This window comes from Herminiimonas sp. NPDC097707 (assembly GCF_044761395.1).
Taxonomy (GTDB): domain Bacteria; phylum Pseudomonadota; class Gammaproteobacteria; order Burkholderiales; family Burkholderiaceae_D; genus Oxalicibacterium.
In genome coordinates, this window is sequence record NZ_JBIWCI010000002.1 from 143,451 (window position 1) to 169,739 (window position 26,289).

27 protein-coding genes, 1 pseudogene and 1 riboswitch are annotated in these 26,289 nt (G+C 53.0%); of the genes and pseudogenes, 15 read left to right on the top strand and 13 right to left on the bottom strand.

Going from position 1 to position 26,289, the window contains the following annotated elements; genetic code table 11:
- Positions 1 to 24 precede the first annotated feature (24 nt).
- The 8 genes and pseudogenes from ACIQW9_RS14120 to gcl all read right to left on the bottom strand — a co-directional run bounded on the left by ACIQW9_RS14120 (position 25) and on the right by gcl (position 9,884).
- On the bottom strand, positions 25 to 822 hold the full coding sequence (locus ACIQW9_RS14120) for a thiazole synthase (protein WP_402338357.1): 798 nt from the start codon (positions 820 to 822) through the stop codon (positions 25 to 27).
- Positions 823 to 899: 77 nt separating this feature from the next.
- Positions 900 to 1,100, bottom strand: coding sequence for a sulfur carrier protein ThiS (gene thiS / locus ACIQW9_RS14125; RefSeq protein WP_402338360.1), 201 nt, complete (start codon positions 1,098 to 1,100; stop codon positions 900 to 902).
- Positions 1,101 to 1,102: 2 nt separating this feature from the next.
- Positions 1,103 to 3,016, bottom strand: coding sequence for a phosphomethylpyrimidine synthase ThiC (gene thiC / locus ACIQW9_RS14130; RefSeq protein WP_402338364.1), 1,914 nt, complete (start codon positions 3,014 to 3,016; stop codon positions 1,103 to 1,105).
- 112 nt (positions 3,017 to 3,128) lie between these two features.
- Positions 3,129 to 3,236, bottom strand: a riboswitch (TPP riboswitch).
- Between the two features lie 200 nt (positions 3,237 to 3,436).
- Positions 3,437 to 4,852 (bottom strand): pyruvate kinase, encoded by a 1,416-nt coding sequence (gene pyk / locus ACIQW9_RS14135; RefSeq protein WP_402338367.1) that lies wholly within the window; start codon positions 4,850 to 4,852, stop codon positions 3,437 to 3,439.
- Positions 4,853 to 4,928: 76 nt separating this feature from the next.
- Positions 4,929 to 6,194, bottom strand: coding sequence for a glycerate kinase (locus tag ACIQW9_RS14140; protein ID WP_402338370.1), 1,266 nt, complete (start codon positions 6,192 to 6,194; stop codon positions 4,929 to 4,931).
- 177 nt (positions 6,195 to 6,371) lie between these two features.
- Positions 6,372 to 7,262 (bottom strand): annotated as a pseudogene (gene glxR / locus ACIQW9_RS14145) (2-hydroxy-3-oxopropionate reductase); the annotation flags it as partial.
- 92 nt (positions 7,263 to 7,354) lie between these two features.
- On the bottom strand, positions 7,355 to 8,134 hold the full coding sequence (gene hyi, locus ACIQW9_RS14150) for a hydroxypyruvate isomerase (protein WP_012078245.1): 780 nt from the start codon (positions 8,132 to 8,134) through the stop codon (positions 7,355 to 7,357).
- A gap of 1 nt (position 8,135) precedes the next feature.
- Entirely contained in the window at positions 8,136 to 9,884 is a 1,749-nt protein-coding gene (gcl, locus tag ACIQW9_RS14155; RefSeq protein WP_402338374.1) for a glyoxylate carboligase, read from the bottom strand.
- Positions 9,885 to 9,991: 107 nt separating this feature from the next.
- On the opposite strand from gcl, the gene ACIQW9_RS14160 reads away from it, so the two are divergent.
- The gene (locus tag ACIQW9_RS14160; protein ID WP_402338377.1) at positions 9,992 to 10,897 is read left to right on the top strand and encodes a LysR substrate-binding domain-containing protein; all 906 of its coding nucleotides are present in this window, start codon (positions 9,992 to 9,994) and stop codon (positions 10,895 to 10,897) included.
- An 86-nt stretch (positions 10,898 to 10,983) separates the two neighbouring features.
- On the opposite strand, the gene pntB is transcribed toward ACIQW9_RS14160, so the two are convergent.
- The 3 genes from pntB to panD form a co-directional block, all read right to left on the bottom strand.
- Positions 10,984 to 12,396, bottom strand: coding sequence for a Re/Si-specific NAD(P)(+) transhydrogenase subunit beta (pntB, locus tag ACIQW9_RS14165; protein WP_402338380.1), 1,413 nt, complete (start codon positions 12,394 to 12,396; stop codon positions 10,984 to 10,986).
- Between the two features lie 10 nt (positions 12,397 to 12,406).
- A complete protein-coding gene (locus ACIQW9_RS14170; RefSeq protein ID WP_402338383.1) occupies positions 12,407 to 14,011 on the bottom strand; it encodes a Re/Si-specific NAD(P)(+) transhydrogenase subunit alpha in 1,605 nt (534 codons plus the stop codon).
- Between the two features lie 136 nt (positions 14,012 to 14,147).
- Positions 14,148 to 14,507, bottom strand: coding sequence for an aspartate 1-decarboxylase (gene panD, locus ACIQW9_RS14175; protein WP_402338386.1), 360 nt, complete (start codon positions 14,505 to 14,507; stop codon positions 14,148 to 14,150).
- A 383-nt stretch (positions 14,508 to 14,890) separates the two neighbouring features.
- Here panD and ACIQW9_RS14180 point away from each other — a divergent pair, with 383 nt between their 5' ends.
- The 10 genes from ACIQW9_RS14180 to bfr all read left to right on the top strand — a co-directional run bounded on the left by ACIQW9_RS14180 (position 14,891) and on the right by bfr (position 22,070).
- Positions 14,891 to 15,379 (top strand): NUDIX hydrolase, encoded by a 489-nt coding sequence (locus tag ACIQW9_RS14180; RefSeq protein ID WP_402338389.1) that lies wholly within the window; start codon positions 14,891 to 14,893, stop codon positions 15,377 to 15,379.
- Positions 15,372 to 16,487: a tRNA 2-thiouridine(34) synthase MnmA gene (gene mnmA / locus ACIQW9_RS14185; protein ID WP_402338392.1), complete on the top strand. Its 1,116-nt coding sequence runs from the start codon at positions 15,372 to 15,374 to the stop codon at positions 16,485 to 16,487. Before ACIQW9_RS14180 ends, mnmA begins: the two co-directional genes overlap by 8 nt.
- A 177-nt stretch (positions 16,488 to 16,664) precedes the next feature.
- On the top strand, positions 16,665 to 18,293 hold the full coding sequence (locus ACIQW9_RS14190; RefSeq protein ID WP_402338395.1) for an FMN-binding glutamate synthase family protein: 1,629 nt from the start codon (positions 16,665 to 16,667) through the stop codon (positions 18,291 to 18,293).
- Positions 18,294 to 18,542: 249 nt separating this feature from the next.
- Positions 18,543 to 18,737, top strand: coding sequence for a hemin uptake protein HemP (hemP, locus tag ACIQW9_RS14195; RefSeq protein ID WP_402338398.1), 195 nt, complete (start codon positions 18,543 to 18,545; stop codon positions 18,735 to 18,737).
- A gap of 104 nt (positions 18,738 to 18,841) precedes the next feature.
- On the top strand, positions 18,842 to 19,162 hold the full coding sequence (locus ACIQW9_RS14200; protein WP_402338401.1) for a hypothetical protein: 321 nt from the start codon (positions 18,842 to 18,844) through the stop codon (positions 19,160 to 19,162).
- An 89-nt stretch (positions 19,163 to 19,251) separates the two neighbouring features.
- Positions 19,252 to 19,467, top strand: coding sequence for a bacterioferritin-associated ferredoxin (locus tag ACIQW9_RS14205; RefSeq protein WP_402338404.1), 216 nt, complete (start codon positions 19,252 to 19,254; stop codon positions 19,465 to 19,467).
- An 8-nt stretch (positions 19,468 to 19,475) separates the two neighbouring features.
- The gene (locus tag ACIQW9_RS14210) at positions 19,476 to 20,162 is read left to right on the top strand and encodes a TonB family protein (protein WP_402338407.1); all 687 of its coding nucleotides are present in this window, start codon (positions 19,476 to 19,478) and stop codon (positions 20,160 to 20,162) included.
- Between the two features lie 12 nt (positions 20,163 to 20,174).
- Complete coding sequence (locus tag ACIQW9_RS14215; protein WP_402338409.1) at positions 20,175 to 20,903, top strand: MotA/TolQ/ExbB proton channel family protein; 729 nt, start codon at positions 20,175 to 20,177, stop codon at positions 20,901 to 20,903.
- Positions 20,903 to 21,316 (top strand): ExbD/TolR family protein, encoded by a 414-nt coding sequence (locus ACIQW9_RS14220; RefSeq protein WP_402338412.1) that lies wholly within the window; start codon positions 20,903 to 20,905, stop codon positions 21,314 to 21,316. The genes ACIQW9_RS14215 and ACIQW9_RS14220 overlap by 1 nt, the downstream gene beginning before the upstream one ends.
- A gap of 280 nt (positions 21,317 to 21,596) precedes the next feature.
- The gene (gene bfr / locus ACIQW9_RS14225) at positions 21,597 to 22,070 is read left to right on the top strand and encodes a bacterioferritin (RefSeq protein WP_402338415.1); all 474 of its coding nucleotides are present in this window, start codon (positions 21,597 to 21,599) and stop codon (positions 22,068 to 22,070) included.
- A gap of 116 nt (positions 22,071 to 22,186) precedes the next feature.
- Here the strand turns inward: bfr and ACIQW9_RS14230 are convergent, their stop codons facing one another.
- On the bottom strand, positions 22,187 to 22,798 hold the full coding sequence (locus ACIQW9_RS14230) for a glutathione S-transferase N-terminal domain-containing protein (RefSeq protein WP_402338417.1): 612 nt from the start codon (positions 22,796 to 22,798) through the stop codon (positions 22,187 to 22,189).
- Between the two features lie 7 nt (positions 22,799 to 22,805).
- The gene (locus ACIQW9_RS14235) at positions 22,806 to 22,991 is read right to left on the bottom strand and encodes a hypothetical protein (RefSeq protein WP_402338419.1); all 186 of its coding nucleotides are present in this window, start codon (positions 22,989 to 22,991) and stop codon (positions 22,806 to 22,808) included.
- Here ACIQW9_RS14235 and purB point away from each other — a divergent pair.
- The 4 genes from purB (at position 22,990) to ACIQW9_RS14255 (ending at position 26,229) form a co-directional block, all read left to right on the top strand.
- Positions 22,990 to 24,357 carry an adenylosuccinate lyase gene (gene purB, locus ACIQW9_RS14240; protein WP_402338422.1) on the top strand — a complete coding sequence of 456 codons (1,368 nt, stop codon included), beginning with the start codon at positions 22,990 to 22,992 and terminating at the stop codon, positions 24,355 to 24,357. The two genes, ACIQW9_RS14235 and purB, sit on opposite strands and share 2 nt — an antisense overlap.
- A 109-nt stretch (positions 24,358 to 24,466) precedes the next feature.
- A complete protein-coding gene (locus ACIQW9_RS14245; RefSeq protein ID WP_402338425.1) occupies positions 24,467 to 24,991 on the top strand; it encodes a cytochrome b in 525 nt (174 codons plus the stop codon).
- 25 nt (positions 24,992 to 25,016) lie between these two features.
- Positions 25,017 to 25,592, top strand: a complete 576-nt coding sequence (locus ACIQW9_RS14250) for a YceI family protein (protein ID WP_402338427.1) — start codon at positions 25,017 to 25,019, stop codon at positions 25,590 to 25,592.
- 67 nt (positions 25,593 to 25,659) lie between these two features.
- Positions 25,660 to 26,229: a YceI family protein gene (locus ACIQW9_RS14255; protein WP_402338430.1), complete on the top strand. Its 570-nt coding sequence runs from the start codon at positions 25,660 to 25,662 to the stop codon at positions 26,227 to 26,229.
- The last annotated feature ends 60 nt before the right edge of the window (positions 26,230 to 26,289 follow it).

A 26,289-nucleotide genomic window follows, 5' to 3' on the forward strand; every position in this document is an offset into this window, starting at 1 on the left:
GAATCGCCCCGCCGCATCCTCTTCTTACACCACGCGCCCAGCCATAGGCGAGGACGGCGAAGCAGAGAAGCGTTTGGCGATACGGCCTGCCAGATAGGCGTTGCGGCCGGCATCGATACCCAGCTTCATCGCATGTGCCATGCGTACCGGATCTTGCGCACCGGCAATCGCGGTGTTCATCAACACGCCGTCGCAACCCAGTTCCATGGCGATCGCCGCATCCGATGCGGTGCCGACGCCGGCATCGACGATGACAGGCACCTTGGATTGTTCGATGATCAGCGACAGATTCCACGGATTGAGTATGCCCATGCCGGAGCCGATCAGCGAAGCCAGCGGCATGATGGCGGCGCAGCCTATGTCTTCCAGCATGCGGGCCTGGATCGGATCGTCGCTGCAATAGACCATGACGTCGAAGCCGTCCTTGACCAGCGTTTCTGCCGCTTTCAGGGTTTCCGGCATATTCGGGAACAAAGTCTTTTCATCGCCCAGCACTTCCAGCTTGCAGAGTTTGTGACCGCCGAGGATTTCACGGCCCAGTTGCAGTGTATAGACCGCATCGGTGGCGTTGTAGCAGCCGGCAGAGTTGGGCAACAGGGTGAATTCGGATGGCGGCAAGACATCGAGCAAACTCGGTGCATTTGGGTCTTGCCCGATATTGACGCGACGGATCGCGACGGTGACGATTTGTGCACCGCTGGCCAGACTGGCCTCACGCGTTTGCGTCAGATCTTTGTATTTGCCGCTGCCGACCAGCAGGCGTGAGCGATAGGTGGTGCCAGCGATGACGAAGGGTGCGTCAGTGAATGTTGATGTGGTCATGGGCGGTCCTGTTTCGGTGATATGCAATAGATAAAATACACAAGGCAACGTGTGCTTGCCTTGTGCGTACTCAATGATCAGCCGCCGCCAATAGCGCGCACGACATCGACGCAATCGGCAAGCTGTAACTGTCGTTGCTGCCACTGATGACGCGGCACGATTTCGCGATTGATTGCAACGGCGACTGCCTCGCCGGATAGCGACAAGTCGGCAATCAACTCTTCCACGTTTTTATGCGCTTCGATTTGATGCGGCGATCCATTCAGTTCGATTTTCATCGTTACTGTTTTTGATAAATTTCAGAACCGCTTTTCACGAACTCGATCGCCTTCACTTCCATACCTTGCTTCAAAGCCTGAATTTCCGTGATGCCTTGCTTAGCTGCGTACTCGCGTACTTCCTGCGTAATTTTCATCGAACAAAAATGCGGGCCGCACATCGAACAAAAATGCGCAACCTTGGCGGAGTCTTTCGGCAAGGTTTCATCATGGAATTCACGCGCCTTGTCAGGATCGAGGCCGATGTTGAATTGATCGTCCCAACGGAATTCGAAACGCGCTTTCGACAATGCGTTGTCGCGTATCTGCGCACCGATATGACCTTTTGCCAGATCGGCAGCATGTGCGGCAATCTTGTACGTGATGATGCCGTCCTTGACGTCGACCTTGTTCGGCAAGCCGAGATGTTCCTTCGGTGTCACATAGCAAAGCATCGCAGTACCGTACCAACCGATTTGCGCAGCACCTATGCCGGACGTGATGTGGTCATAGCCAGGCGCGATGTCAGTCGTCAATGGTCCTAGCGTATAGAACGGCGCTTCATGGCACTGTTCCAGTTGCAGGTCCATGTTTTCCTTGATCAGATGCATAGGCACATGACCTGGGCCTTCGATCATCACTTGCACGTCATGTTTCCAAGCGATCTGCGTCAGCTCACCCAGCGTTTTCAATTCGCCGAGTTGCGCTTCATCGTTGGCGTCGTAAATCGAACCTGGACGCAAACCGTCGCCGAGACTGAACGACACGTCATAGGCTTTCATGATTCCGCAGATGTCTTCGAAGTGTTCGTACAAGAAGGATTCCTTATGATGCGCGAGGCACCATTTCGCCATGATAGAACCGCCGCGCGAGACGATGCCGGTCAGGCGCTTGGCCGTCATTGGCACGTAGCGCAACAACACACCGGCGTGGATAGTGAAGTAATCGACGCCCTGCTCGGCCTGCTCGATCAAGGTGTCACGAAAGATTTCCCATGTCAGGTCTTCAGCCTTGCCGTTAACCTTTTCCAGCGCCTGATAAATCGGCACGGTGCCGATAGGCACCGGCGAATTGCGGATGATCCATTCGCGCGTTTCGTGTATGTGTTTGCCGGTCGACAAATCCATCACGTTGTCGCCACCCCAACGTATCGCCCACGTCATTTTTTCTACTTCTTCACCGATAGAAGAAGTGACTGCAGAGTTGCCGATGTTGGCGTTGATCTTGACCAGGAAGTTTCGGCCGATGATCATCGGCTCGATTTCCGGATGATTGATGTTGGCAGGGATGATCGCGCGGCCACGAGCGATTTCACTACGCACGAATTCCGCAGTGATTTCTTGCGGAATCGCAGCACCGAACGATTGGCCCGGATGTTGGCGACCCATCAATTCGGCGAGTTTTTCGCCTTTCGGTCCGGAATGTTTCAGTTCTTCCAGATAGGCGCGACGATTCATGTTTTCACGGATTGCAACGAATTCCATTTCCGGCGTGATGATGCCCTGACGCGCGTAATGCATCTGCGACACGTTCTTGCCAGCAAGTGCGCGGCGTGGTTTGCGATGCAGGTTGAAACGCAACTCAGCGAGCTTGGGATCGTTCAGGCGTTCTATACCGTATGCCGATGTCGGACCGGCCAGTTCTTCGGTGTCCTTGCGCTCCAGTATCCACGGCAGGCGCGGTGTATCGAGACCGGAACGAATATCGATCTTGGCTTCCGGATCGGTGTAAGGACCGGACGTATCGTAGACATAGATCGCCGGATTTTTTTCAAAGCCGAACGATGCTGCTGTATCTGATTGCGTGATCCTACGCATAGGCACGCGAATATCAGGACGCGAACCTTGAATATAAACTTTGATGGAATTTGGTAATGGTTGAATCGCTGCTTCATCTACCGTGGCGGTAGCGGACAGGAATTTCGGATTGGCATTCATTTTGGCTCCTTGGCTAACTTCAAATTGGCTTGGAGCCAGCTAAGGAGGTTTCGAGAACGTGTACCGTTTCAGCTTGGACATCGATAAATACAATTCGAATGCCGGATGCGATACACGTTCTCGGTAGCTTCCCTTCGCTGGCATTATCCAGATCAGGTTCAAGGGTTTTTCTCACCCGGCAAATGCGGAACGCATCTGCCTAGGACCCCTAGCTTTTTACTTCTACAACAGGTCAATCAAACTACGACTCGTAGTCTATGCCATAAAACGACTATGTCAATTAACCCATGTCAGATTTTTACATCTGACATGTATGGCTTACTGCAATGCAACTCAATAAACCATACATGTCAGTTCTGAAAAACGGCAAACACACCGTCTTTCAGAAACTGTTTTACAACTCAGCTTTTACTGCGCGTATTACTTAACTGTTGCGATGTGCAACAGATTGGTCGTACCCGATTCACCGAATGGCAAACCAGCCGACACAGTAACGCGCTCGCCGGTTTTGGCAAAACCTTCACGCACTGCTGCCGTAACAGCTGCCGCTACCATCTCGTCAACCGAACCGACATCCTTGCCGATTGTCGAATGGATGCCCCACACCAATGCCAGACGACGTGCCGTATTGACGTTAGGTGTGATGCTCAGGATGGGTGCGGTTGGACGCATACGCGCGACGCTCATGCTGGTGTGACCGGAATTGGTATAGGTCACGGTTGCCACTGCATTCACCGTTTTCACTACTTCACGCAATGCATGGCAGATTGCATCTTCTGGTGTAGGCAACGGCGGTACTTGTTGCGCGTCGATCAAACTCAGATAGGCGGGATCGGCTTCCACTTCCTTGATGATGCGATCCATCATGGCCACAGCCTTGACTGGATGCTTGCCACTAGCCGACTCAGCCGACAACATGACTGCATCGGAGCCTTCGTACACTGCGCTGGCAACGTCGGATGTTTCAGCACGGGTAGGTACTGGCGATTCGGTCATCGATTCCAGCATTTGTGTAGCGATGATGACTGGCTTGCCGTACTTGCGCGATGCTTTCAGGATTTCTTTTTGCGCACGTGGCACTTGTTCTGCCGGCAATTCAACACCCAGATCACCACGAGCAACCATGACGGAATCAGATGCGTTGCAGATTGCATCGATGTCCAGCATTGCTGCTGGCTTTTCGATTTTCGACATGATGCCGGCACGGTCACCGATGATGGCGCGCGCTTCGGTGATGTCGGAAACTTGTTGTACAAAGGACAGAGCAACCCAGTCCACGCCCAACGACAAGGCGAATTCCAGATCAACCAAATCTTTTGGTGTCATGGCAGGAATAGGCAGAATCGCGTCAGGAACGTTGACACCTTTACGGTTCGAAATCTTGCCGCCGACTGCAACGGTGGTAACGATACGGTTGTCTTTGTTGCTGACGATGCTCAGACGGATTTTACCGTCGTCGAGCAACAGGTTTTGACCTGCAGCAACAGCAGCAAACAATTCTGGATGTGGCAAATACACGCGTGTTGCATCGCCAGGTGTTTCGTCACGATCGAGTACGAACTGCTCGCCGACTTTCAGAACAGCGGAGTCGCCTGCGAATGTACCAAGACGAATTTTCGGTCCTTGCAAGTCAGCCAGGATAGAGATAGGCGCGCCGTATTTCTTTTCCAGGCCACGAACGATTTCGTGACGTGCGCGGTGATCTTCGTGCGAACCGTGGCTGAAGTTGAAACGAAACATATCCACACCGGCTTCGTACAGCGCGGTGATGGTTTCCAGATCGCCACTTGCTGGGCCCAGGGTAGCAACGATTTTTGCTTTGCGATTACGTCTCATGACAGGTCTTCTTCTTAAGTGAAAATGAAAAAAGGAATATCGCTATGCTTGCACTCAACACATAGCGGCGAATAAATTACAAAATCAGAATGGCGCGGAAATCGTTAACATTCGTGCGCGTCGGGCCGCTGACAATCAAATCGCCCACCGCACTGAAGAAACCGTAACCATCATTATTTTCCAGCATCGCTTTCGCGTTATGTCCCGCAGCGGCAGCACGTGCGATCGAATCCGGTTGATAGATCGCACCGGCGTTATCTTCCGAACCGTCGATGCCATCGGTATCGCATGCCAACGCATAAATATCCGGTGCGCCGTTCAAGGCAACTGCCAGGCTCAACAGAAATTCTGCATTGCGACCGCCGCGACCTTTGCCGCGCACTGTCACCGTGGTTTCGCCACCGGACAAAATGACGCAAGGTTTAGCGAATGGTTGCCCATACTTCGCAACCTGTTTCGCCAGTGCGGCATGAACAGAACCGACATCGCGCGATTCGCCTTCCAGGTCATTCGACAAAATGTATGGCGTGATGCCCGCTGCGCGTGCCTTTTCTGCAGCCGCTTCCAGCGCGTGTTGCGCGGTTGCGATCACATGATGTTCGTTGCGCGCGAAGCGTGCATCGCCTGGCTTCGGTGTTTCACCAGCGCCGGACTCAAGATGCTGCAGAATGTTGTCTGGAATATCGATCTTGTATTTTTTCAGGATCGCGAGCGATTCTGCGCAAGTCGTTGGATCGGGCAAGGTTGGGCCGCTGGCGATCACGCCAGGATCATCACCAGGCACATCGGAGATCAGCAGCGTTACGACACGTGCCGGTGCGCATGCCAAACCAAGGCGGCCGCCCTTGATCGATGAAAGGTGCTTGCGCACGCAGTTCATTTCAGAAATCGTGGCGCCGCTTTTCAGCAGTGCTTTGTTCAAGGCTTGTTTCTGCTCCAGCGAAATGCCCTCACCCGGCAAGCTCAGCAGAGCGGAGCCGCCACCGGTAATCAGACACAACACGAGATCATCCTCGGTCAAACCTTTAACCAGTTCGAGCATGCGACCAGCAGCCTGGCGACCGGCTTCATCAGGTACTGGATGCGCGGCTTCAACGACTTCAATTTGCTTGCAGTCGGCGCCGTGGCCATAACGTGTAACGATCAAACCTTCGACTTTGCCTGGCCATGTATCTTCGACTACCTTGGCCATTGCAGCGGCGCCTTTACCGGCACCAATCACCAATGTGCGACCTTTGACCGATTGCTTGGGCAGATAGGCGGGCATGCACTTCTGTGCGCTCACGGCTTCTACCGCTGTTGCATACAGGTCGTTTAAAAACTGACGTGGGGCTATCGACATGTGGCGAGAATATTCCTAAGAATTGGGGAAGTGCGTATTAAATCTTGTGATGCAAACTATGTAATGCTTTTTCTTAATTCACTGCGTTGATTCACTGCGCGTAACCATCGCGAGAATCAAACCGGCATTGCATACAAGCGCAATGCCGGTTGAAGTACTCATGCTATCGAAACGAAATTACGCCTTGGCGATTTCGTGGTTCGACATGATTTCAATCGCGCGGCACAGTGCCGAGTGATCGAGACCGCTCATGCCATTTGCTGCGCATGAATTCATCAGTTCCTGGGTATTTGCAGTGTTAGGCAAAGACACGCCCATCGCCTTAGCACCTTGCAATGCCAGGTTCAAATCTTTCTGATGCAGTTCGATACGGAAGCCTGGGTTAAAGGTACGTTTAACCATACGCTCGCCATGTACTTCCAGAATGCGCGAGTTAGCGAAACCGCCCATCAATGCTTGACGAACTTTTGCAGGATCTGCGCCAGCTTTCGAAGCGAACAACAGAGCTTCGGCAACAGCTTGAATGTTCAATGCAACGATGATTTGGTTAGCAACTTTGGTGGTTTGGCCATCGCCGTTACCGCCAACCAGAGTGATGTTTTTGCCCATCAATTCGAACAATGGCTTAACGGTTGCAAATGCTGCTTCCGAACCACCGATCATGATGGTCAACGATGCTGCTTTAGCACCGACTTCGCCACCAGATACTGGTGCATCCAGGTATTCGCAACCCAGAGCGTTGATTTTTTTCGCGAATTCTTTAGTAGCGATAGGCGAGATCGAGCTCATGTCGACCACGATTTTGCCTTTGGTCAAACCAGCTGCAACGCCGTTTTCGCTGAACAACACTGCGTCCACGTGCGGGGTATCCGGCACCATGGTGATGATGATGTCTGCATTTTTAGCAACTTCAGCACCCGATGCGCAAACAGTTGCGCCACCATCGACTAATTCTTGTGCTGGTGCTTTTTGATCATGCAAAAACAGTTGGTGACCACCCTTTTGCAGGTTCAGCGCCATTGGTGCGCCCATGATTCCCAAACCAATAAATCCAACTTTTGCCATGACTGACTCCTGATTATTTAAGTGTAATAAACGTACCCAGTAAAAATACCAAGCGGCCCGATGTCGGACCGCTCAGTATGCTTAGAGACGCTACATTATAGGCCGTGCGCTGCGCGCCAGCCCAATCCTTCTACCGTACCAGCTTTAGGCTTGTACTCACAACCGATCCAACCCTTGTAACCGATTTCATCCAGGAACTTGAACAGGAAGGTGTAGTTGATTTCACCTGTGCCTGGTTCAAAACGACCTGGATTGTCTGCCAGTTGCAGATGAGGAATAACCGCGAGGTTGTTCTTCATCGTATTCGCCAGCTCACCTTCCATGCGTTGCATGTGATAGATGTCATATTGGAAGAACAGGTTGTCCGAACCGACTTTGGCAATGATGTCCAGAGTCTGTTTGGTACCGGTCAAGAAGAAGCCAGGGATATCGAATGTGTTGATCGCTTCGATCAACAATGGGATACCTTCTGCTTTCAATTTGGCAGCTGCATATTTCAAGTTGGCAACCAGAGTCGCTTCTGCTTGTTCATGCGTTACGCCAGCAGGCACGATACCGGACAGGATGTTGACCTGTTTGGTGCCGAGCACTTTGACGTATTCGATTGCTTTGTCTACGCCAGCTTTGAATTCTTCTACGCGATCCGGGTGGCAAGCGATACCGCGCTCACCACCAGCCCAGTTACCGGCTGGCAGATTGTGCAAAACCATTTCCAGATTGTTCTCTTTCAATTTCGCTGCGACATCAGCCGCAGGGAAATCGTATGGGAACAAGAATTCAACGCCTTTGAAGCCATTCTTTGCAGCTTGTTCAAAGCGGTCCATGAATGGAACCTCGTTGAACAGCATCGTCAGATTAGCAGCAAGTTTCGTCATCTTAAGCACCCTTAACGTCGAGGATTTCTTCGAATTCGTTGATCGCGTTGATTTCTGTACCCATCGCGATATTGGTTACGCGCTCAAGGATGATTTCAACAACGACTGGTACTTTGAATTCTTTGATCCACTCTTGCGCTTTGCGCAGAGCTGGTTGGATATCGTCCGGGTTGTAGACGCGAATTGCTTTGCAGCCCAAACCTTCGGTAACTTTAACGTGATCAACACCGTACGAAGCATTTTCGGTCGAGTTGATGTTGTCGAATGCCAGCGATACACAGTAGTCCATTGTGAACATACGTTGTGCTTGACGGATCAGACCCAGGTACGAGTTGTTCACCAACACGTGGATGTATGGCAGGTTGAACTGCGCACCAGCTGCCAATTCTTCGATCAAGAACTGGAAGTCATAATCGCCTGTGATAGCAACGATTTCGCTGGTTGGATCGGCAGCCCGGACACCCAGAGCAGCTGGGATAGTCCAGCCCAATGGACCTGCTTGACCGCAGTTGATCCAGTTACGTTCTTTGTACACGTGCAGGAATTGACCCGCAGCGATTTGCGACAAACCGATGTTCGAAACATAGCGCGCTGTTTTGCCAAACACTGTGTTCATTTCCTGGTAAACACGTTGTGGTTTGATAGGCGTTACGTCGAAATCCGTTTTACGCAACATCGTGCGTTTGCGTTCTTGGCACTCAGCCAACCATGCATCACGGTTTTTCAGTTTGCCGGCAGCTTTCAATTCTTTCGCTACTTCGATCATCAATTTCAGTGCTGCGCCAGCGTCGGAAGTGATGCCGAGGTCTGGGCCGAACACGCGACCGATTTGTGTCGGTTCGATATCGATGTGTACGAATTTACGATCTTTGGTGAAAACGTCGATCGAACCGGTGAAGCGGTTCGCCCAACGGTTACCGATACCGAATGCAAAGTCCGAAGCCAGCATCGTCGCGTTACCGTAACGGTGCGATGTTTGCAGACCAACCATACCGACCATCAGTGGATGATCATCAGGTACCGTGCCCCAGCCCATCAGGGTTGGAACAACAGGAACGTTCACCAGCTCAGCGAATTCGAGCATCAACGGAGTTGCGTTCGAATTGATCACGCCGCCGCCGGAAATCAGCAATGGACGTTCTGCAGCGTTCAACATGTTGATCGCAGCTACGATTTGTTTGCGGGTCGCGGTTGGGCGATACACCGGCAATGGCTCGTACAGATCTGGATCGAATTCGATTTCAGCAACTTGCACGTCGAACGGCAAATCGATCAGAACTGGACCTGGACGGCCTGAACGCATGATGTGGAAAGCTTGTTGGAACACTTGTGGAACCAATGCTGGCTCGCGAACCATAACCGACCATTTGGTTACTGGTTTCGAAATCGTTTCGATATCAACAGCCTGGAAATCTTCTTTGTGCAAACGTGCACGTGGCGCTTGACCAGTGATACACAAGATTGGAATCGAATCAGCGATTGCCGAGTACAGACCGGTGATCATGTCTGTGCCGCCAGGGCCCGAAGTTGCGAGGGCAACACCGATATTGCCAGTTTTGGCGCGGGTGTAACCCTCAGCCATGTGTGTCGCGCCTTCTACGTGACGCGCCAGAATGTGTTTGATCGTGCCTTGCTTTTGCATGGCGGAGTAAAACGGATTGATCGCTGCGCCTGGTACGCCGAAAGCCTGATCAATGCCCTCTTTCTGCATTACCCAAACCGCTGCTTGGGCTGCTGTCATCTTTGCCATTACATAATCTCCATTGAAATGAAAGTTTCCTACGACGTATAGTAATTCTTATCCATTAAATTTAGAATAGGACAATTAATTAACCAATTAAATACTTCAGGTATCGAATGGACAAACTCAAACAGATTGAAGCATTTGTGATGGCGGTCGAGCATAGCAGCTTCGCAGCGGCGGCTCTAGCCCTGCAAGTCACGCCCGTCATGGTCGGCAGACGTATTGATGCATTAGAGAAACGTCTTGGCGTCCGCTTATTGCACCGCTCCACCCGCCGTCTGGCCTTGACCGAAGAAGGCTCGGTCTATCTGGAACACTGCCGCAAGATGCTCAGCGAACTCGATCAGGCCGAAAGCACGCTCTCTGCCGGCCACAATAAAGTCAGCGGTCATTTGATCGTTTCCGCCCCGGCATCCTTTGGCCGCCAGCACGTTGCACCCTATGCGCAAAACTTTCTCGAACAACATCCCGGCCTGAAAATGTCGTTCAATCTGACCGACCGCGTCGTAGACCTAGTGCAGGAAGGGTATGACATGGGTATCCGCATTGGCGGCAACATCGATCCGAATTTCGTTGCCATCAAACTTGCCGCTAACAAACGGGTCGTATGCGGCACGCCCGACTACTTCAAAAAAAATGGCAAACCCAAAACGCTGGACGACCTCGCTAAGCATAATTGCCTATCCTTCAATCTTCAAGGTGGACAACAGCGCGGCTGGTATTTCAATCACCGCGGCAAAACCGTTTCAGTGCGCGCACAAGGCAGCCTGGATTGCAATGACGGTGAGCTGCTGCATCGCTGGATGAGCGAAGGCCTGGGCATTGCCTGGCGCTCCGTCTGGGAAATTCAAAGCCAGCTGGAAAGCGGCACGCTGGAAACGGTGCTCGACGATTATGCAATTCCGGAATACGACATCATGGCGGTTTACCCGCAACAAAGAAATGTCCCGGCTAAGGTACGCCTGTTCATCTCGCATTTAAAAGCCATGTATAGCCAGCCTGGTTATTGGAGCAGGTAAGTGTTCGCTCTCTCGGAGGGAATCAGTTCTGCAGAGCCCAATAAAAAAGCCCGCATCAGCGGGCTTTTTTCATTAAATCATGCGGATTAGCTTCTGGACTCGAGAGTCGTCAAAACTTCATCCAGCATCTTCTTGGCATCACCAAACAACATCCGATTGTTTTCTTTATAGAACAAGGGATTGTCGACGCCGGCATAACCGGAAGCCATCGAACGCTTCATGACGATCGAGGTTTCAGCCTTCCAGACCTCAAGCACCGGCATACCGGCGATCGGGCTGTTCGGATCTTCCTGCGCGTCCGGATTCACGATGTCATTCGCACCAATCACCATGACGACATCAGTATCCGGGAAGTCTTCGTTGATCTCGTCCATTTCCATCACGATATCGTAAGGCACTTTAGCTTCAGCCAACAACACGTTCATATGGCCAGGCATACGACCGGCAACAGGGTGGATCGCGAAACGCACCTTGGTACCCTTGGCACGCAGGAATTTGGTGATGTCATTCACCGTGTGCTGAGCTTGCGCCACTGCCATGCCGTAACCCGGCACGATGACGACGCTTTTTGCTTCACGCAGCAATTCGGCTGTTTCTTGCGCAGAAACAGGGGTCGCTTCACCCTCCTGCTCTTTAGCAGCGCCGCCCGCCTTCGGCGCACCGCCACCGAAACCGCCGGCGATCACGCTGAAGAAATTGCGGTTCATCGCCTGGCACATGATATACGACAGAATCGCACCGGAGGAACCAACCAGCGCACCCGTCACGATCAGCAAATCATTGCCGAGCATGAAGCCGGTCGCCGAAGCAGCCCAGCCGGAGTAGCTGTTCAGCATAGACACCACGACCGGCATATCGGCACCGCCAATTGCCATCACCATGTGAACGCCGAACAGCAAGGCAATCACAGTCATGACGATCAGTGGTGTCATGCCGCTAGCCACGTCAGGGGCATTCATGAATTCGCGACCGAACCAGATCACGAGCAGCAGACCAATCAGATTGATGACGTGACGACCAGGTAACAGCAATGGCTTGCCGCCAATTTTGCCGTTCAGTTTGCCGAATGCGATCAGCGAACCAGAGAAGGTCACTGCACCGATAAAGATACCGACGTAGATTTCAACTTGATGAATCGCTTTCTCAGCACCTTCCAGGTGTATCGACGGATCAATATAGCTGGCGAAACCAACCAAGGCTGCGGCCAAACCGACGAAACTGTGCATCAATGCGACCAGTTCCGGCATTTCGGTCATCTTGACCTTCTTGGCGGCGTACAGGCCGATGGCACCACCGACGACAAGCGCGGCAATAATCCATGCATAGCCGTCAGCAGTTACGCGAGGCCCAAAGATCGTAGCGAGCACCGCAATGCCCATACCGATCATGCCGTACAGGTTGCCGCGACGCGAGGTTTCTGGGTGCGACAAGCCGCCCAGACTGAGGATAAAAAGAATGGTTGCTCCGATGTAGGAGACAGTAGCCAGATTTGCAGACATAGTGGTCTCCTTAATTCTTACGGAACATATCAAGCATGCGACGGGTGACAGCAAAGCCACCGAACATGTTGATTGCGGTCAAAGCGATGCCAGCAGCGGCGAGGCACTTGATCAGCAACTCGGGACGCGCCATGCCATCAGCCAACGGAGGAGCAACCTGCACCAAGGCACCGATCACGATGATCGACGAGATGGAGTTGGTAACGCTCATCAGAGGCGTATGCAATGCCGGAGTAACATTCCAGACCACCATGTAACCAATGAAGCAACCCAGTACAAACACAGTCAAGTGACCGAGGAAGGCCGTTGGCGCACCATAGCCAATCAAACCAAACAACAGAATAGCGAACGCGAACATGGTCGCGACGCGGGTTGGCGACGATACTTTGGTGCTAGGACCATGACCATGTGATGGCGTTGGAGCCACAGCCGGCTTGGCTTGCGCAGGCGCAGCCGAAAGCTTCGGTGCCGGCGGCGGCCACGTAACATTACCTTGATCAACCACGGTCGTGCCACGAATGACTTCATCTTCCATATTCATGTGAATAGCAGCAACACCTTCGCCCGCTGGTTCCACACTATTGGTTTTGATCAAATCTTCCGACAAACGGAACAGATTGGTTGCGTACAGCGTTGATGCCTGTTTAGGCAAACGTGTCGGCAAATCTTTGTAACCAATGATGGTCACGCCGTGCACAACAGTCACTTCGCCCGGAACGGTCAGTTCACAGTTACCGCCTTGTTCGGCAGCCAGATCGACAATGACGCTACCGGCTTTCATGGATTTAACCATGTCAGCGGTGATCAGCTTCGGCGCTGGTTTACCAGGAATCAGTGCGGTAGTAATGATGATGTCGACTTCAGCTGCCTGCTTGGCAAACACTGCAGCCTGGGCCTTCTGGAAGCCTTCGGACATGACCTTGGCATAACCGCCGGAGCCTGCACCGTCTTCCTCATAATCGACGCCGACGAATTCGCCGCCCAGCGAGGTAATTTGATCCTCAACACCAGGACGCGTGTCATTGGCGCGCACGATGGCGCCAAGGTTGGCAGCGGTACCGATAGCCGCCAGACCAGCCACACCAGCACCGATGATGAATACTTTGGCTGGAGGAACCTTGCCCGCAGCAGTGATCTGACCAGTGAAGAAACGACCGAATGCATTGGCTGCTTCGATCACGGCACGGTAGCCGGAGATGTTGGACATCGACGACAAGGCGTCCATCTTCTGCGCACGCGAAATACGCGGCACAGAGTCCATAGCCAGCACGGTCGCTTTTTTGGCGGCCAGCTGTTGCATCAATTCCGGATTTTGCGCCGGCCAGATGTAGCTGACCAGAGTGCCGCCTTCTTTAAGCAGACCAACTTCTTCTGCGTTAGGGCCACGCAATTTGAAAATGATATCGCTATTAGCCCAGATTTCCGCAGCGGTAGCCACGATCTGCGCACCAGCGGCACGATAGTCATCGTCGCTGATATTGGCCAGATTACCTGCGCCGGTTTCCACTGTGATCGAAAAGCCTTGCTTGATCAGTTTCTGCACGACTTCGGGCACTGTTGCAACCCGTGTTTCCCCGGGGAATGATTCCCGCGGCACTCCTATAACTAAAGACATATAACATCTCTCATAGTTTGTTTAAATTCTTGATCAAGCAGCATTAGAAACCACGGGTAAGCACACGAATAACCCGGCTCAAGCGGCACGCAATGGCGCGAGCGGGATTTCCCAGTCTAACTAACGCTGCTTAGTATTATTTTTTCAGTCCGGCGAAATGATTGTCTTCGTCGACGAAGACTATCTTCGGAGTATAGGTCGCGATTTCTTCATCCGTCATCGGTCCATAAGTACAGATGATCATCAAGTCACCGAGGTGAGCACAACGTGCGGCAGCTCCGTTTAACGAAATCTCGCCACTTCCTCTTGCACCCTGGATCGCATAGGTAGAAAAGCGCTCGCCGTTATTGATGTTGTACAGCTCGATTTTTTCACCAACCTTGATATCTGCGGCTTCCAGCAAATCCGCGTCGATCCCGCACGATCCCTCGTAATGCAGGTCCGCTTGCGTCACCTTGGCGCGATGAATTTTTGCTCTGAGCATGATGCGTTGCATGTTTATTCCGTTCCGTTATTCAAACCTTTGTCTCGACGCCAAACCATGGCGAAGACAAATCGATTCATTGTGTATTGTCTTTGGACAACCGCTTCCACCAACCATAAGCAGTATGTCTGTCACCCCTGAATGGCAATAACAGGGGGGAAATTCGCCCTGATCGAGAGCCGCCATCTCCCAGCTTAACCAGGATAGATACAGCTTTCATCGACTTCCGTTAGGGCAACGAACCGATAAGGATAAAGCTAAATGTCCGCCATAGCAAAGGCAAAGATGAGCAATCTTGACCTTACTCATTTTATTACAACATTTTCAGCCAGGGAAACATTGCGGGCAACTTTTTCTGGTGCGCGCTAAAATAGCGGGTTATTCCGAGAGCCACTATGCCCGACGTCTGGAAACCATCTGTTACTGTTGCTGCCATCATAGAGCGTGATGGCCTTTTCCTGCTGGTCGAGGAAGAAACCAGCGAGGGAGTTCGTTTCAATCAGCCTGCCGGCCATCTGGATCCCCATGAGTCGCTGGAGCAGGCTGTCGTCCGCGAAACTCTGGAAGAAACCGCCCATGATTTCACCCCTACCGCTCTGGTCGGCATGTACATGTCGCGCTACGTTTCCGCGCGCACCGGCCACGATGTCACTTATTTAAGCTTCAGCTTTTGCGGCGAAGTCGGCGCCAAGTACGATCAACCGCTGGATGTCGGCATCTTGCGCGCCGTGTGGATGAGTTATGACGAGCTGGTCGCCTGCAAGGATAAACACCGCAGCCCATCGGTATTGCAACGCGTCATCGATTATCTGGACGGCAAGCGCGCGCCTCTATCGTTGCTGCAGACGGACCCTTCGGTCTACGAGGTCATGAACAATGGCTAAAAAGCGTGTCGTCATCGGCATGTCCGGCGGTGTCGATTCGTCGGTCTCCGCCTGGCTCTTGAAAGAACAGGGTTATGAAGTCATCGGCCTGTTCATGAAAAACTGGGAAGATGACGACGATTCCGAATACTGCTCGACCCGTCAGGACTGGATCGATGCCGCCAGCGTCGCCGATGTCGTCGGCGTCGACATCGAAGCCGTCAATTTCGCAGCCGAATACAAGGATCGCGTGTTCGCCGAATTTCTGCGCGAGTACGAAGCCGGCCGCACGCCGAACCCCGATGTGCTGTGCAATGCCGAAATCAAGTTCAAGGCCTTCCTCGATCACGCCATGCTATTGGGCGCCGACATGATCGCCACCGGACACTATGCGCGCGTGCGCGAAGTGACGTCTGGACCGGATGCGGGCCAGGTTCAGTTATTAAAAGCAGTCGATGCCAGCAAGGATCAAAGCTACTTCCTGCACCGCCTGAACCAGGCGCAGTTGTCAAAGACCTTGTTCCCTCTCGGCGAAATCCGCAAAACGGAAGTGCGCAAGATCGCCGAACAGCTGCAACTGCCAAACGCGAGCAAAAAAGACTCCACCGGCATCTGCTTCATCGGCGAACGTCCATTCCGCGAATTTCTGAATCGCTATCTGTCCTATCAACCGGGCCCGATGAAAACACCGGACGGCACTATCGTCGGCGAACACGTGGGCCTGAGTTTTTACACGCTGGGTCAGCGCAAAGGCATAGGCCTGGGCGGCATGAAGACGCACAAAAACTCCGATGGCAATAGCGACCCCTGGTATGTTGCACGCAAGGACGTCGCAAGCAACACGCTGTATATAGTGCAAGGTCACGATCATCCCTGGCTGCTGTCGTCTGCATTAAACGCAGGCCAAATGAGCTGGGTGGCCGGCAGTGCGCCAAGCGAAGAATTGGTCGCCGCCAAGACGCGTTATCGGCAAGCCGATGTCGCATGCACGCAGCACGTCGCAGCCGACAGCTTTGCTCTCGCCTTCGACACGCCGCAATGGGCTGTCACACCAGGACAATCCGCTGTTCTGTACCAAGGTGATGTATGCCTGGGTGGCGGCATCATTACGACATCGACCATGAAGTAAGCAGCGGCCAACGCTATTTCCTTTACGAACGACTGCTTATACAAGTCTGCCGCTTTTCCGGCCCTGCATGCAATCGGGGAACCGGCCTCAGCCACCCAATCAGAAAATTTCTTTCCCCCGTTGTACACTGTGCCGCGATTGCTCTGCTCGTCGGCAGAGATGCGGTCTGGAGAAAAAATGCGCGAGTTCCCTGTACGTTATCTGGCACTGATGGTTGCCGGATGTGTGTTCGCAGTGTCTTTGATGGTGGCCTTGCAGTTCGATCGCGGCTGGTGGCTGGTGATACTGTCAGGCGCGTTGACGGCGGTCGGCATTGCCGATCTCAGCCAGAGCAAACGCGCGCTGCTGCGCAATTACCCTATCCTCGCGCACTTTCGTTATCTGTTCGAGTCGGTACGCCCTGAAATACGCCAGTATTTTCTTGAGGACGATGCGGCACCCAATCCGTTTTCACGCAATCAGCGTTCGCTGGTGTATCAACGCGCCAAGCAAGCCATCGACAAACGCCCATTCGGCACGCAGATGGACGTGTATCAAGACAATTACGAATGGATCAATCACTCGATCGTGCCGGCCAAACTGGCCTCGCATGATTTCCGCATCACGATAGGCGCCGAACGCGCGCAACCCTATTCGGCCAGCGTGTTCAATATATCCGCCATGAGTTTCGGTGCCTTGTCGGCCAATGCCATCCGCGCCTTGAATCAGGGAGCGCAAAAAGGCGGCTTCATGCACGACACCGGCGAAGGCAGCATCAGTCGCTACCATCAGCCAGAAAATGCAAGCGATGCCGGCGGCGATCTGATGTGGGAAATCGGTTCCGGCTATTTTGGCTGTCGCAATGAAGATGGCAGTTTTTCCGCAGAAAAATTCGCCGTCAACGCCAATCTTCCGCAAGTAAAAATGATAGAGGTAAAACTCTCGCAAGGTGCCAAACCTGGCCACGGCGGCATGCTGCCGGGCGCCAAGGTTTCCATTGAAATCGCTACTGCACGCGGCATACCGGTAGGCATGGACTGTATTTCACCGTCGTCGCATTCCGCTTTCGATACACCGACAGGTTTGCTGCAATTCATTGAGCAATTGCGCAATCTGTCAGGCGGAAAACCGACCGGCTTCAAGCTGGCAATCGGCCATCCGTGGGAATTTTTCGGCATCGTGAAGGCGATGCTGCACACCGGCATCACCCCCGACTTCATTGTCATTGACGGCGGCGAAGGCGGCACTGGTGCCGCACCCGTCGAGTTCACTGATCATGTCGGCGTACCGCTGCAGGAAGCACTACTGCTCGCGCACAACACGCTGGTCGGCGCCAAGCTGCGCGACAAGGTGAAGATAGGCGCGTCCGGCAAAATCATTACTGCATTCGATATTGTCCGCACCATCGCACTCGGTGCAGACTGGTGCAACTCGGCGCGCGGCTTCATGTTTGCGCTCGGCTGCATCCAGTCGCAAAGCTGCCATACCGATCGCTGCCCGACCGGCATCGCCACGCAGGATGCCTTGCGTCAACGCGCACTTGTCGTGCCGGACAAGGCCGAACGCGTCGCCAACTTTCATAAAAACACATTGAAAGCACTGGCAGAATTGATTGCCGCTGCAGGATTGCACCATCCATCCGAACTGAAGCCACATCATCTGGTGCGACGCGTATCGGCCAATCAAGTCAAACTGGCTTCGGCCTTGCTGCCTTACCTCGAATCCGGCCAGTTGCTCAGCGAAGCGCAGGCGACCAGCGAATTGCCTGAAGTATTTGCCAAATACTGGCCGATTGCGCAGGCAGAATCGTTTCACCCAATACGCTGACGCCACACATCCATCCTGCATAAGCTCACTCTTGCCTATTAGCGGCTGTTGTCTGCGGCCGTATTGCCTGCAAGCAGCAATTTAGCCGGATAAAAATAATTTTTCGGCAATTTCTCAAGCCCGCATCAGCGGGCCGGCGATTTATTTCGCCTGCAAGCCACCTTCCCGCACGAAAAAACTTGCAATCCTGCCGCAAATACCCAATAATCTAAACACGAATTGTTCTCATTTACGAGAAAAAGGCAGATCATGACGATCCCGGCATCACGCAAAGCACAAGACACAACTATTCCAGCCGCATGCAACAAGGCTGCGGAACAAGCCGTCACACGCATTAACAGTCGTGATTTATTTCGGCAAATGCGAGAAGTGGAAATCGCACACGAAGGCCGTATATACCGCTTGCGCCTGACGCAATTGAATAAACTGATTTTGACGGCATAAGTAACAGAAATCCAGAAACAGAAATATCGATTCACACGCTAGCCAGCCACGCACAGCGATACATGTTGCGCCAGCAAGCCAAACCAACCGACAAGGAGAGTTTGATGGCTATCGAAAAAACGGATCAGGCATTGCAGGAACCAAATGCAGCGCCGGCGCAACCAGAGTTGCTCGTTTCCGCCGTATTGCATTTGATGTCGCATTACACCGCGAACAATCAGGAAAGCAGTTCCTGCATCAAGCTGGCCTCGGTGATCGAGCGGCATTTGAAAGCGCTGGCTGAGTTACCCGAACTGGCGCCGGTATTGCGCGCAACCTGCCAGCAGTTATCTGAACAGTGGGCGGCAGTAGTGGAGCGAACCATGCCGCAGCCGGAGAAATTCAAGTTGTTCGCGCGCCTGATGACGGGGTCGCGCGTCAACTGAGGTACAGCCGGCAGGCAGCAAAAGAATGGAATTGAAAAAACTTTGGGTTTTGTGTTTTTCACCTACGAAGAAAGTGGCTAGAGGCATCGATGATTGTCTGTGTATGCAACAACGTTTCTGAACGGAAAATCCGCATGGCGGTCGATAGCGGCATGACGTCGATGGCAGAGCTGCGCGACGAGCTGGAAGTCGGCACCTGCTGCGGAAAATGTCATGCCTGCGCGAAACGTGTCTTGCGCGAGTCCCTTGCCGATGTGCGCTCAACTCAAACTATAATGTTCCATCCAAACGCAATGGCCGCATAAGCAATGTTATGAACGCAACATCGATTCCGTCGTCAGCTCCGCGACTTCCGCCGCTCCTGTCACAAACACTCAAGAAATACGGTCCACTCATCATCATAGTGGTCCTGCACATTGGCTTGTTTTACGCCTTGCGCAGCGGCCTGGTACATCAAGTCACCAGAGCATTGCCGACCGAAATTTTCGCCAGCTTCATCACCGAACAGGCAGCGCCGCAACCCAAACCACAACCGGACGAACCGAAGACGGTGCCAGTGGTAAAAAAACAGGTCACGCGACCAACACCGCGTCCGGTCGTCACCGAAGCACCATCGCCGCAAGCCATTACCGAAACCGCTACGCCGCCGCAGGAATCAAAAGAGCCGCCTGCAGTCGCCGCGCCATCGGCACCTGCAGCGCCCTCTGCGCCGGCAACGCCGAAATTGATTTCAGGCGTTTCCTACATCAATGCACCGCGTCCGGTTTATCCACCACTGGATGCACGTATGGGTAACGAAGGAACGGTGACACTGCGCGTGCTGATCAATGAAAAAGGCCGCGCCGAAAGAGTCGAAGTGCAAAAATCATCAGGCTCCCTGCGCATGGACGATGCAGCACGCGATGCGGTGATGCGTGCACTGTTCAAACCCTACCTGGAAGACGGGCGACCGGCTCCTGCATTTGCCATTGTCCCAATTAATTTCACACTAAATAGATAAGAAGGAATCATCATGGAAGTCAGCCCATACGGTTTAGAAAGTTTGTGGTCGCAAGGTGATTTCGTCACCAAAGGCGTCGCCATTCTGCTGGTCGCAATGTCGATCGCATCGTGGTACGTCATCGTCACCAAGGCGCTGCAGTTAATGCAATATCGCCGTGCTGCGCACGCGGCAGGCCATGAATTCTGGGATGCCACCAGCCTGTCTGCAGGCACGGCAACACTGGGCAGCGGCAATCCATTTGCCTCGATCGCTGAAGCAGGCGTCACCGCCATGCTTCATCACGAAGCGCACAAAGGACATTTGCACGATGAGTTGTCGGTCAGCGACTGGATTACGCTATCTCTGCGCCAGGCCATTGACGAAATGTCGGCAAAACTGCAGACCGGCATGGCCGTATTGGCATCGGTCGGCTCGACTGCACCATTTGTCGGCCTATTCGGCACCGTGTGGGGCATCTATCATGCGCTGGTCGCAATCGGCACCTCCGGTCAGGCGAGCATCGATAAGGTTGCGGGCCCGGTAGGCGAGGCACTGATCATGACTGCACTCGGTCTGGCTGTGGCCATTCCTGCGACCTTCGGTTATAACGCGCTGGTACGCGGCAACAAATCGGTAATCGCCAAGATGAATAAATTCGGTTTCGATCTGCATGCATTGTTTGTCACCGGTGCGCGTGCCAAAGACAACAATACGCAAGGCGCAAGCGGCGCCAAACTGGTTGCCGTCGGAGGTGCATGATGGCCATGGGCTCTCTATCGGATGAAGATGACTTCAATCCGGAAATCAATACCACGCCGCTGGTCGACGTGATGCTGGTTTTGCTGATCATCTTCATCATGACCATTCCAGTGATGAATCACGCCGTCAAACTCGATTTGCCGCGTGCAGCCAATCAGCCGAACGAAGTCAAACCTGAAACCATCAATCTCTCCATCGATGCGGCAGGCCAGGTTTACTGGAACAATGAAGTACTGGATGAAAGCCAGCTGGCAGCCCGCGTCGCTGACGCCGCCAAGGTCACGCCACAACCTGAGTTGCATCTGCGCGCCGAACGTACGACACCATATGAAAAAGTCGCGCAAGTCATGGCTGCAGCGCAATCCGGTGGCTTGACAAAAATGGGATTTGTAACAGAAGCGCCAAAAAAATAAGATCCCGCGTGCAAGCCTGAAACTTGCACTGTGCAATACAAAAAACGCGCTCAGCTCTACGCTGCAGCGCGTTTTTATTTGTTCTGCCTTTCTTTCCGGCAGCATTGCCCAAGCTTGCTTTTGCAATCGAAACACGAATGATTCCAGCTAACGAAATGCAGTCAAAATGCCATGAGTCGCACTTCATGCGCTATCATGTCCTCTCTCTCCTGAGCAGATCGCGCAACCGAAACGGTCGCCTGTCAGCCAGCCCATTTTCCACATCACTTTCGAGGCTCCCATGAAAGGTGACAGCAATATCATCAAGCTGCTCAACGCGCAGCTCACCAACGAACTCAGCGCTATCAATCAATACTTTTTACATGCACGCATGTACAAGCACTGGGGTTTTGAAAAAATCGCCAAGAAGGAGTACGAAGAATCCATTGGCGAGATGAAACACGCCGACAAACTGATAGACCGCATCCTGATGCTCGATGGCTTGCCGAATCTGCAGGCGCTGCATAAATTGATGATAGGTGAACACACGCAGGAAATGCTGACCTGTGATTTGAAACTGGAAACGATGGCGCAGAAGACCGTGAAAGAAGGTATTGCGGCATGCGAAGCCAGCGGCGATTATGTATCGCGCGAACTGTTCCAGTACATCCTCGACGATACAGAAGAACACATAGACTGGCTGGAAACGCAACTCGATCTGATTGAAAAAGTCGGCATCCAGAATTACCTGCAATCGCAAATGGCTGGCGAGTAATTTCTCCAGTTTTGTTACCAACTCAGTTGCCGCATCAACGGCGATTGCGAAATAAAAAAAGGGACGCAGATTGCGTCCCTTTTTTATTCATATGATCCGTCACTTAGTTACGGCATTTACTTAGGCGAAGTTTCCTTGAACGATGGCCGCTCGGACAATTTCTCCAGCAGTTTTTCCAGATTCGGATAGTCGGTACGCCAGGAAATTTCCGGGAAACGGAAGGTCAGCCACTCCAGCGCACAGCCAACCGCCACGTCAGCCAGCGTGTACTGGTTGCCGGCGCAGAATGCAGTAGTTTCTTTCAAACCCACCGACATCGCCTTCAAACCGTCATTCACCTTCGCCGTCTGACGATCTATCCAGCTCTGGCTGCGTTGTTCGGCAGGACGCAGCGTATGCTCCAAACGCAGCAGCATGGCGGCATCGCACACACCGTCCGCCAGCGCCTCCCAGCATTTGACTTCGGCGCGTTCGCGACCGTGTGCCGGAATCAGCTTGCCGACCGGTGTCAGAGTATCCAGATATTCGACGATCACGCGCGAATCGAACATCGCGCCGCTATCTTCCATAACCAGGCAAGGCACTTTGCCGAGCGGATTGGATTCCTGAATCATGGTGTCAGGTGACCACACATTTTCCAGAACAAAATCGTAATCGATCTTTTTTTCCAACATGACAACACGTACTTTGCGCACGTACGGGCTGGAGAGAGAACCAATCAGTTTCATAGACGCTTTAGATCGAAAATTGGAAGGCGATTATAACATCGACGCCACGGAGAAGCCCGCCATTCTCCGCAGATCCGGCAAGCGGCTTCGCGTACCGATACGGGTGGTAAAATGGCGAATTCCGTATGTGCGCCGTTTTTGTATTTTCGGCAGCTTTTTCTTTCACGTCATTGCGCTTGTCGCCCATCATCATGCCACTTTCCGCACTCTCTGCTCTTTCGCCGCTGGACGGCCGTTACGCTGCCAAAACCGACAAACTCCGCCCTATCCTGTCCGAGGCCGGCTTCATGCATCACCGCGTCAAAGTAGAAATTGCTTGGCTGCAAGCCTTGTCGACTGCCGGTTTTGCCGAAATCAAACCGTTTTCGGCCAGCGCCAACTCTCTGCTGAACAAGCTGACCACCGACTTCACCGAAGCCGATGCACAACGCATCAAGGATATCGAAGCCGTCACCAACCATGACGTCAAGGCCGTCGAATACTGGCTGAAGGAACAGGTCAAGGACGTGCCCGAACTGGTTGCCGCCACCGAGTTCATTCACTTCGCCTGCACCTCGGAAGACATTAACAATACGTCGCACGGCATGATGCTCAAGGCTGCGCGCGACACGGTGATGTTGCCGGCACTGCAGGCGCTGGTCGCAAAACTGACGCAACTCGCGCACGACAATGCAGCACTGCCCATGATGTCGCGTACGCACGGCCAGCCTGCCAGCCCAACCACGCTCGGCAAGGAAATGGCCAATGTCGTGGCACGTCTGAAGCGCGCCATCGACCGCATCGCCGATGTACAGATACTCGGCAAGATGAATGGCGCAGTCGGCAACTTCAATGCGCATTTGTCCGCATACCCGAATACCGATTGGCAAGCATTCTCGAAGGGCGTCATTGAAAACCGCCTCGGTCTGACTTTCAATCCATACACGATTCAAATCGAACCGCATGACTACATGGCGGAACTGTTCGATGCGATTGCACGCACCAACACCATCCTGCTGGATTTGAACCGCGATATCTGGGGCTACATCTCGCTCGGCTATTTCAAGCAATCGACCAAGGCTGGCGAAATCGGTTCTTCGACGATGCCACACAAGGTCAACCCGATCGACTTTGAAAACTCCGAAGGCAACCTCGGCATGGCCAACGCGGTGCTCAAGCACATGGCGGAAAAATTGCCGATCTCGCGCTGGCAGCGCGATCTGACCGACTCCACCGTGTTGCGCAATATCGGTGTCGGCTTCGGTTACGCCTTGCTGGCTTACGACAGCTGCCTGCGCGGCTTGAACAAGCTCGAAGTCAATCCTGTGCGCATCGCACAAGATCTGGATGAAACATGGGAAGTATTGGCTGAGCCGGTGCAAACCGTGATGCGCCGCTACGGCATCGAAAATCCGTACGAGCAGTTGAAAGATCTGACGCGCGGCAAGGGCATTTCGAAAGATGCGTTGCAGGAGTTCATCCTCACGCTGGCAATCCCGCAGGAAGCCAAGGATCTGCTGCTGGCCATGACGCCTGCCAACTACATTGGTTACGCAAGCAAGCTGGCCAAGGAAATTTAAGCCGCATCCAATAGAAGCGCGCTGGCGCCAGTGAAAATCCGGTTGCCAGCAGACTTCTATTTATTTTGCTATATTAGTTCTAGTTCGGACTATTTATCAAAATAAAACTATGCGCCGCTATACCCTTACCGCCATCACACTACACTGGCTGATGGCTATCCTGATCATTGCCACCTTCCTGCTCGGACTGACGATGGTCGACATTCCCGGCCTGACGCCAACCAAACTCAAATATTTTTCCTGGCATAAATGGCTGGGCGTGACCGTCTTCGGCCTCGCCTGCCTGCGCCTGCTGTGGCGCCTGACCCATACGCCGCCGGCTTACGCTCCCGGCATGTCGGCCTGGCAGAAAAAGATGGCGAACACAGCGCACGGCCTGCTGTATCTGCTGATCTTTGCAGTGCCCTTATCCGGCTATTTTTATACTCTGGCCGCCGGCGTGCCGGTGGTGTATCTGGGCATCCTGCCTTTGCCGGCATTCATTGCTCCCGATCCCGCACTGAAGCCCCTGCTCAAACAGGTTCATTATGCGTTCAATGTCACACTGCTGATCGTCTTCTGTCTGCATGTGCTGGGCGCACTCAAGCATCAATTCATCGATCGCGATCGCACGCTGCAACGCATGCTTCCGTAAACACATTTACTCGAAAGGATAGTCCATGTTCCTCCACTCCATTTCTGGCAAGACAAGTCGCTGGATTGCAATCGCGACTGTTTGCGTCGCGCTGCCGGCCATCGCCGCCACCGCACTGAAAACCGATGCTGCAAAAAGCAGCGTCACGATCACCTTCAAGCAATTGAATGTGCCGGTCGATGCGAAGTTCAAAAAATTCAATGCGCAGATTTCGTACGACAGCGCCAAACCGGAAACATCGAAAGCCAACGTCGATATCGATATCGCCAGCTTCGATCTGGGCGATCCCGAGTACAACCAGGAAGTCATGAAGAAGGAATGGTTTAATGCCGCGCAATTCCCGAAAGCCAGCTTCGTCTCCAGCCAGATCAAGGCCGGTGCCGCCGGCAAGCTCGATGTCACGGGCAAGCTGACCATCAAGGGAAAAACCACCGATGTCAGTTTCCCGCTGACGGTGAAAAAAGACGGTGCCAATCAGGTGTTTGAAGGCGTATTGCCGATCAAGCGTTTGACCTATGCTATCGGCGATGGCGAATGGAAAGACACCAGCATGGTGGCCGATGAAGTCACGATCAAGTTTCGCGTCGTTGCGGCGCAATAGCAGTACAACGCAACAAGCTTTGCAGTAAAACCGCCTTATATTATTTAAATCTCACAGGAGTTATTGAATGAAATCCAAAATTGCACTGATCTGTTTGCTGGCCGCCAGCGCGACCTCCGCTTTTGCACAAACCTACACGATCGATCCTAGTCATACTTACCCAAGCTTTGAAGCCGATCACATGGGCATCTCGGTATGGCGCGGCAAGTTTGATAAAACCAGCGGCAATGTCGTGCTGGATCGCGCTGCAAAAACCGGTTCGCTGGATATCACTATCGATGCCAGCTCCATCGATTTCGGCCATGCCAAAATGAATGAACATGCAAAGAGCAAGGATCTGTTCAATGTCGAGAAATTCCCTACCGCGACCTACAAAAGCAAAGCTATCAAGTTTGATGGCGACAAGCCTGTTTCAGTAGACGGTGAATTGACCATGCTCGGCGTCACTAAACCTGTGACTCTGGCGATCAATAAATTCAAATGTATTCAACATCCAATGTTGAAACGCGAAGTATGTGGCGCTGACGTATCGACTACCTTCAACCGTGCTGATTTCGGCCTGACCTATGGCATCAATTATGGTTTCTCGCCTGAGGTCAAGCTGGCGATCCAGGTTGAAGCTATCAAGGCAGACTAAGAGGAAATCGGCAATCCGAAAAAAGCCGGCGCTATCGTGGCCCGGCTTTTTATTTTGACT

Bases quoted from the DNA above. Each gene is read 5' to 3' on its own strand.
- ACIQW9_RS14120 (WP_402338357.1), bottom strand. From the start codon at position 822: ATGACCACATCAACATTCACTGACGCACCCTTCGTCATCGCTGGCACC.
- thiS (WP_402338360.1), bottom strand. From the start codon at position 1,100: ATGAAAATCGAACTGAATGGATCGCCGCATCAAATCGAAGCGCATAAA.
- thiC (WP_402338364.1), bottom strand. From the start codon at position 3,016: ATGAATGCCAATCCGAAATTCCTGTCCGCTACCGCCACGGTAGATGAA.
- pyk (WP_402338367.1), bottom strand. From the start codon at position 4,852: ATGAGACGTAATCGCAAAGCAAAAATCGTTGCTACCCTGGGCCCAGCA.
- ACIQW9_RS14140 (WP_402338370.1), bottom strand. From the start codon at position 6,194: ATGTCGATAGCCCCACGTCAGTTTTTAAACGACCTGTATGCAACAGCG.
- hyi (WP_012078245.1), bottom strand. From the start codon at position 8,134: ATGACGAAACTTGCTGCTAATCTGACGATGCTGTTCAACGAGGTTCCA.
- gcl (WP_402338374.1), bottom strand. From the start codon at position 9,884: ATGGCAAAGATGACAGCAGCCCAAGCAGCGGTTTGGGTAATGCAGAAA.
- ACIQW9_RS14160 (WP_402338377.1), top strand. From the start codon at position 9,992: ATGGACAAACTCAAACAGATTGAAGCATTTGTGATGGCGGTCGAGCAT.
- pntB (WP_402338380.1), bottom strand. From the start codon at position 12,396: ATGTCTGCAAATCTGGCTACTGTCTCCTACATCGGAGCAACCATTCTT.
- ACIQW9_RS14170 (WP_402338383.1), bottom strand. From the start codon at position 14,011: ATGTCTTTAGTTATAGGAGTGCCGCGGGAATCATTCCCCGGGGAAACA.
- panD (WP_402338386.1), bottom strand. From the start codon at position 14,507: ATGCAACGCATCATGCTCAGAGCAAAAATTCATCGCGCCAAGGTGACG.
- ACIQW9_RS14180 (WP_402338389.1), top strand. From the start codon at position 14,891: ATGCCCGACGTCTGGAAACCATCTGTTACTGTTGCTGCCATCATAGAG.
- mnmA (WP_402338392.1), top strand. From the start codon at position 15,372: ATGGCTAAAAAGCGTGTCGTCATCGGCATGTCCGGCGGTGTCGATTCG.
- ACIQW9_RS14190 (WP_402338395.1), top strand. From the start codon at position 16,665: ATGCGCGAGTTCCCTGTACGTTATCTGGCACTGATGGTTGCCGGATGT.
- hemP (WP_402338398.1), top strand. From the start codon at position 18,543: ATGACGATCCCGGCATCACGCAAAGCACAAGACACAACTATTCCAGCC.
- ACIQW9_RS14200 (WP_402338401.1), top strand. From the start codon at position 18,842: ATGGCTATCGAAAAAACGGATCAGGCATTGCAGGAACCAAATGCAGCG.
- ACIQW9_RS14205 (WP_402338404.1), top strand. From the start codon at position 19,252: ATGATTGTCTGTGTATGCAACAACGTTTCTGAACGGAAAATCCGCATG.
- ACIQW9_RS14210 (WP_402338407.1), top strand. From the start codon at position 19,476: ATGAACGCAACATCGATTCCGTCGTCAGCTCCGCGACTTCCGCCGCTC.
- ACIQW9_RS14215 (WP_402338409.1), top strand. From the start codon at position 20,175: ATGGAAGTCAGCCCATACGGTTTAGAAAGTTTGTGGTCGCAAGGTGAT.
- ACIQW9_RS14220 (WP_402338412.1), top strand. From the start codon at position 20,903: ATGGCCATGGGCTCTCTATCGGATGAAGATGACTTCAATCCGGAAATC.
- bfr (WP_402338415.1), top strand. From the start codon at position 21,597: ATGAAAGGTGACAGCAATATCATCAAGCTGCTCAACGCGCAGCTCACC.
- ACIQW9_RS14230 (WP_402338417.1), bottom strand. From the start codon at position 22,798: ATGAAACTGATTGGTTCTCTCTCCAGCCCGTACGTGCGCAAAGTACGT.
- purB (WP_402338422.1), top strand. From the start codon at position 22,990: ATGCCACTTTCCGCACTCTCTGCTCTTTCGCCGCTGGACGGCCGTTAC.
- ACIQW9_RS14235 (WP_402338419.1), bottom strand. From the start codon at position 22,991: ATGATGATGGGCGACAAGCGCAATGACGTGAAAGAAAAAGCTGCCGAA.
- ACIQW9_RS14245 (WP_402338425.1), top strand. From the start codon at position 24,467: ATGCGCCGCTATACCCTTACCGCCATCACACTACACTGGCTGATGGCT.
- ACIQW9_RS14250 (WP_402338427.1), top strand. From the start codon at position 25,017: ATGTTCCTCCACTCCATTTCTGGCAAGACAAGTCGCTGGATTGCAATC.
- ACIQW9_RS14255 (WP_402338430.1), top strand. From the start codon at position 25,660: ATGAAATCCAAAATTGCACTGATCTGTTTGCTGGCCGCCAGCGCGACC.